The sequence below is a fragment of the Myxococcus sp. MH1 genome, from assembly GCF_059738865.1.
In genome coordinates this window covers 867403-882334 of sequence record NZ_AP026947.1, presented here as the reverse complement: position 1 = coordinate 882334, position 14932 = coordinate 867403, and the positions used below count along the sequence as shown (strand labels likewise).

The 14932-nt window shown below is 71.0% G+C and carries 13 protein-coding genes; 6 read left to right on the top strand and 7 right to left on the bottom strand.

From position 1 onward, the window contains the following. Window positions 1-36: 36 nt before the first annotated feature. From AC6JA9_RS03690 to AC6JA9_RS03675, 4 genes are all read right to left on the bottom strand, one after another. Window positions 37-582, bottom strand: a complete 546-nt coding sequence (locus AC6JA9_RS03690) for a GNAT family N-acetyltransferase (RefSeq protein WP_497959088.1) — start codon at window positions 580-582, stop codon at window positions 37-39. 208 nt (window positions 583-790) lie between these two features. Further along, on the bottom strand, window positions 791-2629 hold the full coding sequence (locus tag AC6JA9_RS03685; RefSeq protein ID WP_497959087.1) for a leucine-rich repeat domain-containing protein: 1839 nt from the start codon (window positions 2627-2629) through the stop codon (window positions 791-793). 44 nt (window positions 2630-2673) lie between these two features. After that, the gene (locus AC6JA9_RS03680) at window positions 2674-3114 is read right to left on the bottom strand and encodes an organic hydroperoxide resistance protein (protein ID WP_223749202.1); all 441 of its coding nucleotides are present in this window, start codon (window positions 3112-3114) and stop codon (window positions 2674-2676) included. A 189-nt stretch (window positions 3115-3303) separates the two neighbouring features. Beyond that, complete coding sequence (locus AC6JA9_RS03675) at window positions 3304-4914, bottom strand: S8 family serine peptidase (RefSeq protein WP_223749201.1); 1611 nt, start codon at window positions 4912-4914, stop codon at window positions 3304-3306. Window positions 4915-5131: 217 nt separating this feature from the next. Here AC6JA9_RS03675 and AC6JA9_RS03670 point away from each other — a divergent pair, with 217 nt between their 5' ends. Both AC6JA9_RS03670 and AC6JA9_RS03665 read left to right on the top strand, forming a co-directional pair. Then, on the top strand, window positions 5132-5917 hold the full coding sequence (locus tag AC6JA9_RS03670) for a HipA family kinase (protein WP_497959086.1): 786 nt from the start codon (window positions 5132-5134) through the stop codon (window positions 5915-5917). Next, window positions 5895-6293, top strand: coding sequence for a DUF3037 domain-containing protein (locus AC6JA9_RS03665; RefSeq protein WP_497959085.1), 399 nt, complete (start codon window positions 5895-5897; stop codon window positions 6291-6293). The genes AC6JA9_RS03670 and AC6JA9_RS03665 overlap by 23 nt, the downstream gene beginning before the upstream one ends. A gap of 30 nt (window positions 6294-6323) precedes the next feature. On the opposite strand, the gene AC6JA9_RS03660 is transcribed toward AC6JA9_RS03665, so the two are convergent. Then, the gene (locus tag AC6JA9_RS03660; protein WP_141329407.1) at window positions 6324-6887 is read right to left on the bottom strand and encodes a hypothetical protein; all 564 of its coding nucleotides are present in this window, start codon (window positions 6885-6887) and stop codon (window positions 6324-6326) included. Window positions 6888-7133: 246 nt separating this feature from the next. Here AC6JA9_RS03660 and AC6JA9_RS03655 point away from each other — a divergent pair, with 246 nt between their 5' ends. Continuing rightward, window positions 7134-8126 carry an endonuclease/exonuclease/phosphatase family protein gene (locus AC6JA9_RS03655; RefSeq protein WP_426748273.1) on the top strand — a complete coding sequence of 331 codons (993 nt, stop codon included), beginning with the start codon at window positions 7134-7136 and terminating at the stop codon, window positions 8124-8126. Between the two features lie 45 nt (window positions 8127-8171). On the opposite strand, the gene AC6JA9_RS03650 is transcribed toward AC6JA9_RS03655, so the two are convergent. Beyond that, entirely contained in the window at window positions 8172-9131 is a 960-nt protein-coding gene (locus AC6JA9_RS03650) for a J domain-containing protein (RefSeq protein ID WP_497960624.1), read from the bottom strand. A 136-nt stretch (window positions 9132-9267) separates the two neighbouring features. Here AC6JA9_RS03650 and AC6JA9_RS03645 point away from each other — a divergent pair, with 136 nt between their 5' ends. The 3 genes from AC6JA9_RS03645 (at window position 9268) to AC6JA9_RS03635 (ending at window position 14309) form a co-directional block, all read left to right on the top strand. Beyond that, window positions 9268-11901 carry a M1 family aminopeptidase gene (locus AC6JA9_RS03645; protein ID WP_497959084.1) on the top strand — a complete coding sequence of 878 codons (2634 nt, stop codon included), beginning with the start codon at window positions 9268-9270 and terminating at the stop codon, window positions 11899-11901. Window positions 11902-12055: 154 nt separating this feature from the next. Next, window positions 12056-13984 carry a PAS domain-containing sensor histidine kinase gene (locus AC6JA9_RS03640; RefSeq protein ID WP_497959083.1) on the top strand — a complete coding sequence of 643 codons (1929 nt, stop codon included), beginning with the start codon at window positions 12056-12058 and terminating at the stop codon, window positions 13982-13984. Window positions 13985-14141: 157 nt separating this feature from the next. Further along, the gene (locus AC6JA9_RS03635) at window positions 14142-14309 is read left to right on the top strand and encodes a hypothetical protein (RefSeq protein ID WP_170300435.1); all 168 of its coding nucleotides are present in this window, start codon (window positions 14142-14144) and stop codon (window positions 14307-14309) included. Here AC6JA9_RS03635 and AC6JA9_RS03630 read toward each other — a convergent pair. Beyond that, complete coding sequence (locus AC6JA9_RS03630; protein ID WP_223749195.1) at window positions 14303-14911, bottom strand: hypothetical protein; 609 nt, start codon at window positions 14909-14911, stop codon at window positions 14303-14305. The genes AC6JA9_RS03635 and AC6JA9_RS03630 overlap by 7 nt on opposite strands. Window positions 14912-14932 lie beyond the last annotated feature (21 nt).

Below are 14932 nucleotides of genomic sequence, written 5' to 3'. Positions count from 1 at the left end.
CGCGGGGCGGGAGTCCGTCTCCCGCCAGCGGCCGCGTCACGCGCAGAGATTGCGCGCGATGACACGTGGGAAGTACCCCACCGACCCGGAGGGCAAATCCAACCGGAGATAGACATACCCGCTCGGAGACATGTCGCCGGACAGCTGGCCTGAAACGTCCAGGCGCCGGAAGCCGAGCGACTCCAGGGTCGAAAGCGACGTCGAATGCCCCGCGCGGACGGAGGTCTCCAGGTGTCGCAGTCCATCCAGCCTGACGCCCTGCCGGATGAGCTCCGACAGGGTCCAGTGCCCCGCGCCATTCTGGCGATGCTGCGCCAGGATGGAGCAGCACACGCGGGCGTAATGCTCCTCGCGGCGGATGTGGGTCAGCGCCGCGAGGCCGATGACGCCGTTGCCCCGCTCGGCCACGGCATACAACCGGGTCCCCTCCGCCGCGCTCCACCGCCCTGGCGGACGTCCTCCCGCCTCGGGCCGCCACCACCCGAAGAACTCCTCGACGTCCGGCTCCTCCAACAACATCCGAGCCGCCACCAGGACCGCGGTCCCCGCCACATCCATCGGAATGAGCTGACGCTCATGCATACAGGCTTCCCCCCTTCACCCCGGGGAGACTTCAAGGGACATGCCAGGAGGCCCCCCAAGGCGCCTCCCGCGAGTCCTCCGAGGGAGGGCGTCGAGGAGTGACGCACCCGCGTGCCTCTCGCACGCACATGACACCGCGTCCTTAAGGGAAAACCCGTGCGTCCTTCATGGCACAGCGTGTCCCCCGCGACACGGAGCGTGCCGGGCTCTACCCCCCCGCGCGCGCTCGCTCGTCGAACAGCCCACGCAGCCCATCCACGAGCACGTTCGCCCCCGTGGTGTTGCCCACCGTGTCGAGGGAATCCCGGAGCGCGCCGAACAGCGCGCGCGAGTGCTCCGGGTTCCGCTCGGCCCGGTCGATGACGTGGCCCACACGTTCAACCTGGTCCTTCCACGTCGCCAGCACCCCCTCGTACGCCGCGGTGACAGGCAGGGCGCTCTCGACCAGCATGTGGACCAGCGCGATGACGTCCGCGAAGTCATACGTCCGCGTCTTCGCGTCATAGAAGTCCTCCAGGTGCACGGAGTCGTGCGCGAACCAGAAGCGCACGAAGTCCGCCGCCGTCTTCTTCGCGGCCTCCAGGTCGACCTCGACCAACGGATGCAACGCCTTGTCCACCTCCGTGATGAGCGAGTCCTTGATGCTCACCCGCTGCAAGCCCCGACTGTCGAAGGTCCGCGTCGGCAACGCGCGCAGGAAGGTCCCGTTGAACTCCACCACCTCCAGCTTCGGCAACCGTGTGAGCACCTCGGGGAAGTCCCGCAGCACCTTCACCTGCCGCCAGCTCCCGAACGAGGCGCGCACGTACGAATAGGGATTGTTGACGAGGTTGATGCTCCGCAGCTCCGTGCAGCGCGCCAGGGACTCCGGCAGCCGCCAGAGGCAGTTCGCCTCCAGGTCCAGGTGGACGAGCTTCCCCAACTCCCCCACCGACTCCGGCAGTTCCTGCAGCCCGTTGCCTCCCAGCCGGAGCTCTCGCAGCTCCGTCAGCAACCCCAGCTCCTCGGGCAGCCTGCGCAGCTTGTTCCCCGACAGGTCCAGCGTTTCCAACCGACGGAACTGGAACAACTCCGCCGGCAGGACGCGGAGGTTCTTCCGGCTCAGCACCAGGCTCTTGAGCTTCTCCGGCGCCTCCAGCTTCTTCGCCATCTGCTTGCGGAACTCGGCGCGGACACTCACCGGCGCCTCGAGCAGGTTCGGCTTCCCCTCCGCCAGCCGCTTGCGCGCGAGCGACAGGTCCACCTGCCCCTCCGGCTTCTTGAGCACCCCCGCCACGAAGACACCCGAGGCCTCATGCGGGTCACTCACCTCCTCCACACCGTCCACGACTCGGAACACACTCGCGCCCCACCCCAGGAAGCGCATCGCGTTCAGAGTCCCCGCCACGCTCACCGTGTGCTCGGTCGCCACGATGCGCGCGTCCAGGTCGCCGCCCACATCGACGAGCCCGTGGTTGTAGACGCCGATGAGCTCGCCCGTACGGACGCTCCCATCGACCCGGACCTGGGAGCCACCCACGCCGATACCCCGGGCGACCAGCGCGCCTCCCACCTGCAGGAAGGGCCCCGTGTCGTCCTCGAAGTTGAGCAGGCAGCCCTCGACGGTGAGCGCGCCGCGCACCCACAGCCCCACCAACGGGGCCTGCGCGTCCTGCTCCGGCGCCAGCAACCCGAACCCGTCATCCAGGATGAGGTCGTGCGGAATGACGAGGTCACCGTCATGCACCAGCACCCGGCCCTCGGCGGCGTCCGCGACCTTCAGCTCGGCGCGCACCTGCTCGACAGGCACGGCGCGAAAGCCCAGCTCCGAGGCGAAGTACCCCTTCTCCACCTTCGCGCGCAGGCTCTTCTCGCAGAAGGCCATCGCCTCGGCCTCGGTCTCGAACGTCTTCTCGGTCTGCTTCGACTTCCCACCGAGCGGGCCCTCTCGGAACGTCACCGCCGCTCCAGCCCGCTCGAAGGACCAGGCGCGTACCGCCCCCTTCTCACGGGCGACGAGGGACAGGGATGCGCGAGGCGAGGGAGCGGACAGGGAGGAGTTCGACATTCCTCCCCATACCAACTCCCTTGCAGGCCTGAACGGCTGTTCGCTCACTGCTCCGCGACGGAGAGCTTCACGTCGATGTTGCCGCGCGTGGCGCGTGAGTACGGGCACACCTCGTGCGCCGCGTGCATCAGCTTCTCCGCCTCGTCACGGGGGATGCCCGGCAGGATGCCCTTCAGTTCCACCGCCAGCCCGAAGCCCCCGTCCGGCGTCTTCCCAATCGTCACCGACGCGGTGATGCCCACCTCGGGCCCCAGCTTCCTGCCCGCCTTGCCCGCCACCAGCCGCAGCGCGCTCTCGAAGCACGAGGAATACCCCGCCGCGAACAGCTGCTCCGGGTTCGTCGCCGCCCCACCCGCGCCGCCCAGCTCCTTCGGCATCGCCAGCGGCAAATCAATGACCTGGTCCGAGGACTGGACCTTGCCCGACCGGCCTCCGTGGGCGGTGGCGTGGGCGGTGTACAGCGGCGAAATCGTGACGGGAGCCATGGCTTGTTCTCCTGGAAGTTCAGAGTCGCTTCTTTTCGACCCCCTTTATCTAGGGCGCAATTCAATCGCGCGCAATCAATTCGGGCCGAAAAAAGGCCCCTGCCACCGCGAAACCCGCGGAAGACAGGGGCCGGATATCCACCCACCCGACCGCTCAGGTCCCGGAGGACGTCCGGGCCCGTGGGCGCTTCAGCGGCCCGCGACGGTCGCGGGGGGCGTGGTGACGAACTCCTCGGCGGCCTTCACGGCGGCGGCGATGTCCAGCTTGCCGCCCGTGCTGACCTTGCCCTTGAGGTCCGGGTCGAGCTCCACCGTCTGCACCAGCAGGTCGCGCACCTGGGCGGCCGTCAGGTCCGGGTTCGCGGCGAACATCAGGGCCGCGGCGCCCGCCACCGTGGGGGTGGCCATGGACGTGCCGCTCATCTTCTCCCAGTCGCCGCCGGGCACGGTGCTCAGGACGTTCTCGCCCACCGCGGCCAGCTCCACCACCTTGTCGCCGTGCGAGGAGAAGCGCGCCAGCTTGTCGTTGCGCTGGTCCATGGCCGCCACGGTGATGACGTTGGGCAGGTCGATGTTGGCCGGGAAGTCCTGCACGTTGTTCATGTTGCTGCCGTTGCCGTTGGCCGTGGCCGCGACCAGCAGGATGTCCGCGTCCGCCAGCTTCTGCACGGCGGCCTTCCAGCGCGCCTGCGAGGCCGCGTCGCGGTACTCGTCACCGAAGCTCGCGTTGAGCGCGCGCACGTTGACGCCGTGGTTCTCCTTCATGTTGACGATGTAGTCCACGCCGCGCTCGAAGTTGGTGAGCAGGTCCGCGCCGTCGTACAGGCCGCCGATGCTCATCACCTTCGCCTTGCCGGCGGCGATGCCCGTGTTGCCCTCGCCGTTGTCCTCGGCCGCGATGATGCCCGCCACGTGCGTGCCGTGGTCCGTACCCTGGCCCTTCATCACGTCGCCGCTGTTGAAGCCGACGTTGTAGCCGTGGATGTCGTCCTTCACGCCGTTGCCGTCGTTGTCGATTCCGTCGCCGGCAATCTCGTTCGGGTTCGTCCACATCGCGCTGTCGAGGTCGCTGTGCTTGAAGTCCACGCCGCCGTCGAACACCGCGATGACCGGGTCCCCCGTGGGGCGCGGGGGCTTGGGGTCCACCGGGTCCGTGCCCGGCGCCTTGCCCGTGGCCTCCAGGCCCCAGCTCTTCAGCGTGCCCGTGTCCGCGCGCGCCTTGTCCTCGACGGACAGCGTCCAGGTGCCCTTGGCCGACTCGCCCTTGAACGTGGTGCTCAGGTCGAACGAGCCCTTCACGTCGTCCGCGCTGCCACCCTGGCGGTTGGACACCGTCGCCGTCTTGCCGGACGGGCTGGTCACCTTCACCACCAGGTCGCCCCGGTACGAGTGCGCCAGGTCCAGGTTCAGCTTCAGCGAGTCGAGCGAGACGTCCTTGTCGAAGCTCACCGTGGACGTCACCGTCGCCAGGTCCTTGACCGCCGCGTTGGGCGTGGCGGACGCCGTCAGCGTCACCGGCGTGGAGGTGTCACGGCCGGCCAGCGTGGCCTTGCTCGGGCCGAAGGCGAACGCCGTGGCCGGCAGCACCGGGGCGTTCGGGTCCGGGCGGTGACCGGTGGGACGGTCCACGAAGTTCGAGGGCCGCGCCGACTTGGCCGACTCGAAGCCGTCCGTGCCGTTCTTGCCGGGCCGGGCCACCACGCGCTCCGCGGCGGGCGTCGCGGGCGCCTCCGGACGAGCAGCCTCCCCGGTACGGGTGGTGGGCGACGGCAGCGACAGGGGCTTGCGGGTGACGGTCATGTTGGCGGCTCCGGGGGGAAGCGGAATCAACGACTGTCCCTGATTGTCGCAGCTCGTCAGGATCAGTTTCCTGGAGGGCTGCTTTTTCCACCTGAAGTGAACCCCCTTGGCGGGTGGGCAGGCGCGTCAGGCGTGGTAGAGCGCGGCCGGGCCCCTCCTTCCGGGGGTTTGGCCCCAGGCCCTGGCCCGGACGCGGCGTGGGGCGAGGACGGGAAGGATGCCGAGGACCATCGTCGCCACGCGCTACGTGACGCCCCTGCGAGAGGGGGGCTCGCTGCCCGCCATCGTCGAGGCGGACGACGCGGGGCTGTATGTCGTGAAGTTCCGGGGGGCGGGCCAGGGGGCCAAGGCGCTCATCGCGGAGTACATCGCCGCGGAGCTGGCCCGGGCCGCGGGGCTGCGCGTGCCGGAGCTGGTGCTGGTGGAGCTGGACCCGGCGCTGGGCCGCAACGAGCCGGACAGCGAGATTCGCGAGCTGCTCAAGGCGAGCGCGGGGCTGAACCTGGCGCTGGACTACCTGCCCGGCTCGGTGACGTTCGACCCGGTGGCGGGGCCGGCGCCGAAGGTGGACGTGGCGTCGTCGCTGGTGGCGTTCGACGCGTTCATCACCAACGTGGACCGCACGCCGAAGAACCCCAACCTCCTGTGCTGGCACCGGGAGCTGTGGCTCATCGACCATGGCGCGTCGCTCTACTTCCACCACGCGTGGGAGGACTGGGAGGAGCGCAGCCAGAGCCGCTTCGCGCCCATCAAGGACCACGTGCTGCTGCCGTGGGCCAGCCAGCTCCCCCAGGCCCAGGCGCTGCTGTCCACGCACTTCACGCGGGAGCTGATGGAGACCACCGTGGCGGGGATTCCGGAGGGCTGGCTGAAGGCGGCCGAGTCCCCCTTCCCCACCGTGGAGGCGCACCGCGCCGCCTACGTGAGCTGGCTGTGCAAGCGTGCCCAGGCCCTGCCGGCCTTCATCGAGGAGGCCGCCCGTGCCCGCGCACAGCTCGTTTGACTACGCCATCATCCGCGTCGTCCCGCGCGTGGAGCGCGAGGAGTTCATCAACGTGGGCGTCGTCCTCTTCTGCACCACGCAGCGCTTCCTGGGCGCGCGCGTGGAGGTGGACGAGGCGCGCTTGAAGGCGCTCGCGCCCGACATCGACCTGGAGACGGTGCGCTGCCACCTGGACAGCTTCCAGCGCGTCTGCATGGGCGGCAAGGGCGCGGGCCCCATCGGCCAGCTGCCGCAGAAGGAGCGCTGGCACTGGCTCGTGGCCCCGCGCAGCACCATGCTCCAGACGGGGCCGGTGCACTCGGGGCTGAGCCTGGAGCCCCAGGCCGCGCTGGAGCACCTGCTCGACACCGTGGTGCGCCTCAAGCGCGCGCCATGAGGCCGGGCCCGGGGCCCTCGCGCCCCGGGCTCACTTCACCCGGCGACCGGCGAGGCGGACCTTGTACGTGCACTCCTCGAGCTCCCTCGCGTCGATGCCCAGGCCCTCGAACGAGGTGCGTCGCACGTCGATGAAGCCCTCGATGTCGTCGTCCTCCAGCGAGTCGTTGGCGATGTAGAAGCGCAGCACGTAGACGATGTTCGACTCGCCGGCCACTGTCGACGGGATGGAGCGGATGTCCACGTATTGGAACGGCCCCTCATCGGAGCGCGTGCCCTGGAGGATGTCCGGGGCGTCGTCCTCGTCGAGCGTCGCCACGTCGCCCCGGTGCAGCGTGAAGGAGACGTCGGGCACCTCGATGCTCGTGGCGCCGTACTCCTCGGCGCGCACCGTCCAGCGCTGCTGGAGCGCCAGGCCGGAGACGCCGCCGATGCCCGGCACCGCCACCGGCTCCTTCGCCGTCTTGTCGGTGCACGAGTAGGGCACGGCCGCCGCCTGGGCCGCGTCCAGCTCCACGTCATACGTCTCCTGCTCGAAGCCGCCACAGCCCGCCACCAGCAGCACCAGCGGCGCCGCCCATCCCATCGCGTTCATCGACCCTCCAGTTCCACGGGAGACCACCCTCGCCGGCCCTGGGCGTCCGCCACCCCACCGGGCAGGCGGGCGCCTTCCTCCCGACCAGGAAAGCATGGCCTCCAGGGCGAGGGAACCCACGGGCCGGCGCGAGCTTCCCGACCGGGGACGACCGTCTGTCAACTGTCCGGCAGGTGAGGAATCGGGGGCGCGCGGGCGGGCGGATGAGTAGCTTTGCGGCGTGCCCGGGACGGGCACGCACCTCGTATGCCCGACTCTTCGCTTCGAATCGTCACGTACAACGTCCGCTACTTCGGCCACATGCTCCGGGGCCTGGCGAGCACCGTGGGCCCCAAGCGCCGGGTGGCCTTCGCGCTGGCCGGACTGGACCCGCTGCCGGACGTGGTGTGCCTGCAGGAGGTGGAGACCACCTCGCTGCGCAGCACCATCGCCCACCGCCCCAAGCTGCCCGGCGAGACGCAGCTGATGGCCTTCATGGGGCGCATGGAGGAGACGTTCGCCGCGCAGGGGCGCGACATGCCCTACGAGGCGTTCTACTTCCGCGCGCACCACTACAAGCTGGGCGAGGTGTCGCTCTACACCACGGGGCTGGCGGTGCTCGTCAACAAGCGCACCCTCCAGGTGGACAAGCACAACGTGGACGCGCCCATGTCCATCACCCACCACCACGTGCAGCGGCTCAAGGACCGCAAGCAGAGCCGCATCTGCGCGCACATGCGCCTGCTGCGCCGCGAGGACGGGCGCCCCTTCCACGTCTTCAACACCCACCTGAGCCTGCCCACGCCCTTCGCCCGCGAGTTCTGGTCCACCAAGGACAAGATGGGCTGCGGCGTGAACCAGCTCCACGAGGCGCGCAAGCTGGCGGAGTTCGTGGGCAGCCTCCGCGCCGACGAGCCGTTCATCGTCTGCGGGGACTTCAACTCGCCGCCGTCGTCCCCGGTGTTCCGCTACCTCACCGGGGAGGTCTCCTTCACGTGCGCCCAGGCCGCCGTGGGACAGATTGACCCGAGCGTGTCGCGGGGCTTCCCCACCGCGGGCTTCATGCACATGCGCATGCACCTGGACCACATGTTCTCCGGCGGGGGCGTGCGCTGGCTCGACACCGAGGAGACGCACCCGTTCGGGGACTTGAAGAGCCGCTTCCACGGGCTGTCGGACCACATGCCCATCGTCGCGCGCTTCGCGCTGGAGGCGCTCCCCGTCACGATGCCCGTGCCCGGGGTGCCGAGCGTGGGCTGACCGTGCGGCCCGTGCCCGGATGACAGGGGCGGCCGCGGCGCGCCGCTACGACCCGAGCTCCTGCTCCACGGTCTCCCACGCCTCCAGGAGTTCGCGCGTGCGGCGCTCCGCCAGCTCGCGGAACTCAGGCGCCAGGTGCGCCACCTTGTCCGGGTGGTAGCCAGCGATGAGCGCGCGGAACGCCTTGCGCGCCTCGTCCCGCGACACGCCCCGCTCGAGCCCCAGCACCTCCCATGCGTCCTTGCGCGCGGGGGCCTCGCTGCGTACCCGGGTGCCCCGGGGCGGCGTGGCCTCCGGGTCGCGAGGACTCCGGGCCCCGCGTGCGCGATGCTCGCCTCCGACCTGCTCGTCGTCACCGCCCCAGGCGCCTCGCGAGCGACGACCCGGATGCTCGCCTCCGACCTGCTCGTCGTCACCGCTCCAGGCGCCTCGGGAGCGACGCCCCGGACTCTCGCCGCCCTCCCGCTCCTCGTCCCGCGCACGGCGCCCCCCCGCCTCCTCGGGCTCCCGGGCCGCGCCGGTGCTGGCGGGACGACGCGGTGCGCGAGGCGCGGGCTCCGGGCGCTTCTTCCCCGGTCGGCGCGCGGGGTCCGGCGCGGGGATGCGCGGCTCCAGCCGGCTCAGCGCGTCCTCCAGGAACCACAGGTCCTCGGCGGGCAGGCCGTGCTTGCGCACCACCTGGCGCGGCTGGCCATCCACCAGCAGCAGGTAGCCCGTGGTGACGGCGTACGCGTCATCCTTGCTGTCGGGGTGCAGCCTGTCGCCCAGGTCTCCCAGCGGGTCCCTCCACATGCCGTCCGGGGTGCCCTCGTCCGCCACCAGCACCTGCGTCAACACGCGGCCGTGGAGGAACTCCAGCGTGGCGAAGGGCTCGCGCAGCTCGGGCGCGCGCATGGCCGCCCCATGACGCACACCCGTCACCAGCAACACCCCTCGCGTCCCGTCCACATGGGCGAAGAGCTGCTCGCGCACCCGCTTGTCCGAATAGAAGAGGACGAACTGCACGGTGGACAACGTAGTCCGTCCCGCGCCATCCAGACAGGCGTTATGTCCTGGCGCGGCAAGAGGGTGCAGGGCGGAACAGTGCGACGAAACACCGGCTCGACGGTTTCGCGCGCTTGCGGAAGAGTCATCCCCGCTTATGCGCTGCTGCCACCGTCACTCCTCCGAGCCCGCCCTCCCCCAGTCCCGCGCCTTCAGCCTCCCCGGCGCCACCGAGCACTACGCCGCGGAGCGCCCCCTGCGCGCCGAGCACGTGCGCATCCAGCTGGAGCTCGACTTCGAGCAAGGCCGCGTCACCGGCGTCTGCACCACCCGCGTGTCCGCCGTGCGGCTGTCGTCCACCCTCACCTTCGACGCGGTGGACCTGGACGTCTCGCGCGTCCTCGTCGACGAGCGCCCCGTGCGCTTCACCAACTCCGGCTCGCACGTGCGCGTGGAGCTGCCCGCGCCGCTGCCGCCCGGCCAGGCCGCCCAGGTGGCCATCCACTACACCGCCCGCCCACGCCGGGGCCTCTACTTCTGGGGCCCGGAGGCCGCCTACCCGGACCGGCCCCGTCAGGCCTGGACCCAGAACCAGGACACCGACGCACGGCACTGGTTCCCCTGCCTGGACACGCCCGCGCAGAAGGCCACCTCGGAGCTCATCGCCACCTTCCCCGACGGCCTCACCGCGCTCTCCAACGGCGTGCTCGTCTCCGACACCGTGCAGGACCAGCGGCGCACCCAGCACTACCGCATGGAGCAGCCGCACGCGCCCTACCTCGTCACGCTCGCGGTGGGCGACTTCGAGGAGCTCACCGACACCGCGGGCACCGTCCCGCTGCGCTACCTCTTCCCGCGCGGTCGACGCGAGGACGCGCTGCGGTGCGTGCGCCGCACCCCGGAGATGGTGCGCGTGTTCCAGGAGGCCACCGGCGAGCCCTACCCGTGGAGCGGCTACGCGCAGGTGTTCCTCACCGAGTTCATCTTCGGCGGCATGGAGAACACCACCGCCACCAGCCTCACCGACTCCGTCCTCCACGACGCGCGCGCGCACGCGGACTACAACGCGGAGCCGCTCATCTCCCACGAGCTGGCGCACCAGTGGTTCGGGGACCTGCTCACCTGCCGCGACTGGCCCCACGGCTGGCTCAACGAGGGCTTCGCCACCTGGTTCGAGGTGCTGTGGAAGGAGCGCGCGGACGGCCAGGACGAGGCCGACCACCACCGGCAGGCGGACCTGGAGGCCTACCTGGGCGAGGTGAAGGAGCGCTACGCGCGGCCCATCGTCTCGCGCCGCTTCCACGCCCCGCTGGATGTCTTCGACCGGCACCTTTATGAGAAGGGCGGCCTGGTCCTCCACGAGCTGCGCCGCCGCCTGGGCGACGAGCTGTTCTTCCGCGGCCTGCGCCACTACGTCTCGCGCCACCGGCACGGCTCGGTGGAGACGGTGGACCTGTCGCGCGCCTTCGAGCAGGCCACCGGCCACAACCTGGACGCCTTCTTCGACCAGTACGTCTTCGCCCCCGGCCACCCGGAGCTCAAGGTGGAGGTGCGCCACGAGGCCGAGGAGGGCCGGCTGCGCCTCAAGGTGCGCCAGACGCAGCGCACCGACGCGGGCACGCCCCTGTTCCGCCTGCCGCTGGACGTCGTCGTCACCGTCGAGGGCCGGGACACCCGCCACCGGCTGGACGTGACGGACGCGGAGCACTTCTTCCACCTGCCCTGCCCCACCGCGCCCTCGCAGGTGCGCGTGGACCCGCGCCGCGACGTGCTGGGCACGCTGGAGGTGGACAAGGCCGTGGGCCTCTGGCTGGAGGAGCTGCGCGCCGCGCCCGAGTCCCGCGCCCGCACCGAGGCCGCCCACGCGCTGGGGCGCGACGGAGGCCACCGCGCCGTGGAGACACTGGGCACCGCGCTCGCGGACGCGCGCCTGTTCTGGGGCACCCGCGCCGCGTGCGCCAAGGCCCTGGGCCGCATCCGCACGCCGGAGGCCCGCGCCCGGCTGCTCGCGAGCCTGCGCGCCGAGCACCCTCGCGTGCGCCGCGCCGTCGTGGCCGCGCTGGGCGAGTTCCGCCGCGACGCGGAGGTCATCGCGCTCTTGCGCTCGCTCCTGCAATCCGGAGACACCAGCTACTTCGTGGAGGCGGAGGCCGCGCGCAGCTATGGCAAGCTGCGCGCCGCGGACGCGCTGACGGTGCTGGAGACCACCTCCACGCGCCCGTCCTTCCAGGACGCCATCGCCGTGGGCGCCATGGACGGGCTGGCCGAGTCGCAGGACCCCGCCGCCTTCCCGCTGGTGGAGGCGCGCACCGCGTATGGCCAGCCCGCCTTCCTGCGCCGCGCGGCCACGCAGGCCGTGGCCCGGCTGGCGGAGGTGGCCGGCCGTCAGCGCGAGGCGGTAGATTTGCTGGCGGAGCTGCTGCGGGACCCGATGTTCCGCGTGCAGATGGGCGTCTTCGAGGCAGCAAGGACCCTGGGAGACCGGCGCATCATCCCCGCGCTGGAGGGCACCCCGCTCAGCGACGCCCGCGCCCGCCGCGCCGCGCGCGAGACGGTGCGAGCGCTGCGCGAGGGCGAGCCCCAGGCGCGTGAGCTGGCGTCGCTGCGCGAGGAGGTGGACCTGCTGAAGGAGGCCACGCGCGCGATGCGCGAGAAGCTGGAGGGGCTCTGCCTGGCGAAGCCTCCGCCGCCCCCCGCGTCGAAGGCCCGTGCCACGAGGCCCGCGCGAGGCAAGCAGGCCGCCGCGCGCAAGAAGCCGGGCAAGCCTCCCGCCGGCAAGCGTCGGCGCTGAGCGTCCAGGCGCGCCGGGCCCGCGCACCGGCGCGTCCCAGGTCCGTCGTGGCTACCTGTAAGGCACCACGGGATGAGCCCCTTCGAGGGGCCACGCCCATGGCGCGCGTGGGCGGCTCGCGTCTTTCCGTCCGACGACGGGCGCAGGGGACGACATGGCCGCAGCCAACGAGGAGCTCAGTGCCTGGCTGGACGCCGCGGTCGACCCGTGGATCGCCTGCGATTCCCATGAGCACGTGTACCTCATCAATCGCGCCGCGGAGCGCCTGCTCGGCTGGACGCGCGAGGAGCTCCAGGGACACCCGGTGGCCGAGCTCTTCCCCCAGCGGCTCAACCACGGCGACCAGAGCCTGGTGCGATACCTGCTCTCGCGCAGGCAGGCGCTGGGAGGGCGGCCCACGAGGGTGCTCGCGCGACGCCAGGACGGCGTGGAGGTGCTCGTGGAGCTCACGGTGGGCACCTCCGGCGAGGGAGAGGACGAGCGCATCGTCCTCAGCCTCCGGCGCCTGCACGAGGTCATCGACACCATCCGCGAGCCCATGGAGCCGCCTCGCGATGGTGGTGAGGCCAGGCGGACCAGCGGCGACGACCTCTACCGCCTCGTCGTGGAGAACGTCCCCCTGGGCATCTTCCACTACGACACCACGCCCATCATCACCGCCTGCAACGAGCGGCTGGCCACCATCGTCGGTACCCCCAAGCGCGTGGTGGTGGGGCTCAACCTCATGTCGCTGCGCGACGAGCAGCTCATGGCGTGCGTGCGCGAGACGCTCTCCGGCCACAGCGCGGACTACGTGGGGGACTATGCCGCGGTGACCAGCCACAAGGTGACGCCCGTCCATATCCGCTTCGCGCCCTGCTACAACGACGCGGGACAGGTGGAGGGCGGCGTGGGCCTGGTCGAGGACGTCTCCGAGCGCCGCCGCGCAGAGCGCCAGCGCGACGAGAACCTGGCCCTGCTCATCACCCTGTTCGAGACCGCGCCCGTGGCGCTGGGCTTCCTCGACACGAACCTGCGCTACGTGCGCGTCAACGGGCGGCTGGCGCGCATCAACGGCCTGCCCCCCGAGGCCCACCTGGGGCGCACGCCCTACGAGGTGCTGGGTGAGGGCGGCAGCGCCGCGGCGGCCATGCTGCAACAGGTATTGGACACCGGCGAGCCCGTGGTGGGCCAGGAGGTGGACACCCAGGCCGTGGGCCATCCCGGCCCCCGGCGGCTGCTCACGGGGAGCTGCTACCCGGTGCGCGCGCCGGACGGACACCTGTTGGGCGTGGGCGTGCTGGTGGAGGACATCACCCAGCGCAGGCTCGCCGAGGAGGAGCGCGAGCGGCTCTACCGCGAGGCGCGTGAGGCCATCCGCGTGCGCGACGACTTCCTGTCCATCGCCTCGCACGAGCTGAAGACGCCGCTGACGCCGCTGAGCCTCCGGCTGGCCACGCTGGAGCGCAGGCTCGAGCGCGGCGAGAGCGTGGACCCCACCACCCTGCGCCACGCGCGCCAGCACATCTTGCGCATGACCGGGCTCATCAACGACCTGCTGGACGCGTCCCGCATCGAGGCGGGCCGGCTGGCGCTGCATCCGCAGGCCACGCGCCTGGACAGCCTGGTGGAGCACGTGCTGCAGGCGATGGAGGCACAGCGCGGCGGACACGAGCTGCGCTACGAGCGGCCCGAGCACGACGTGCAGGTGTTCGCGGACCCATACCGGCTGGAGCAGGTGGTCACCAACCTGGTGGAGAACGCCCTCAAGTACAGCCCCGATGGCGGCGTCATCCACGTCAAGCTGGAGACGCGCGGAGAGCTGGCGCTCTTGTCGGTGAAGGACCCGGGCATCGGCATCCCCGAGGACCAGCAGAAGCTGCTCTTCGAGCGCTACTTCCGCGCGCGCAACGTGTCCACGCGCTCGTACGGCGGACTGGGCCTGGGCCTGTACATCAGCCGCGACATCGTCGAGCGCCACGGCGGCCGCATCTGGGTGGAGAGCCGGGTGGGAGAAGGCTCCACCTTCCATGTCGCCCTGCCCCTGCTGACGGGAGCCCCCTCTCACCCGCCCGCTTCCCAGCCGGAGCGCCACGTCCACTGAAGCTTTCGCCACCCCCGCTCCCGAAAGAACTACAGCCCCCCGTGTCCACCACCGTGCATCCGCTGCGCGCCAGCACCTGGATTCAGGTGTTTCAGACGCTGGCACGAGGGCTGCTTTTCATCCCGTCAGAGAAGTCGAACCCGAGAGGAGCAGGGACATGACGACGGAAACTCCGGCTTGGACTCGCGACAATGACGGTTGGCTGGTTCGGGTGAAGGTGGCGGGGCGCATCCAGGAGGTCCGCTGCACCACGGAAGGCCAGGCGCGCTACATGGCGGGTGTGCTGGCCCTCAATCCGCCTCCCCCCTCGAAGCTGCGTCACTGAACGGGGGCGGTGCCGGGCGCGGGCGGGCTGATGAGATAGTTGTCGAGCTGCGCCCAGTTGTTGAACGCGACCTTCCACGCGCCCTCGGCCACACCCGGCCGAGGGATGAGCGGACCGCCGACCTGGCCGCTGGTGCCCCAGGAGAAGCCCAGGTCGATGCCGCTGGACGTCTCCAGCACGGTGATGTCGGTGGCGAGCTGGCTGTTGAGGCGGCGCAGCTCCGTCTTCGCGCCGGACACCCAGAAGATGAGCCGCTGGGCGCGCACGTCGAAGCCGAAGGCGTAGAAGGCGTTGGCGTCGTTCGGGTCCGTGACGATGACGGTGTACGCGCTGAGCAGCGAGGCGCTGTTGGGATACATCGGCGTGCCGTTGGGGATGCTGGACAGCGCCGTGGGCGCGGTGGGGATGACCCACGGCGTGCCGGGGATGGTGGTGCCCGGGCAGTAGTTGGGAATCGGCGGAGGCGGCAGCACGGCCTGCTGCGACACGGAGCCCAGCGACTCCAGCGTCTCGGGCGAGGCCTGGTCGATGGAGTCGACGCCGCACGCGGCGAAGGTGGACAGCGTGACGAGGCACAGCAGCGCGGAGCGAAGCGTCTTCATGGGCGGGGTTTCCTTGGTGTG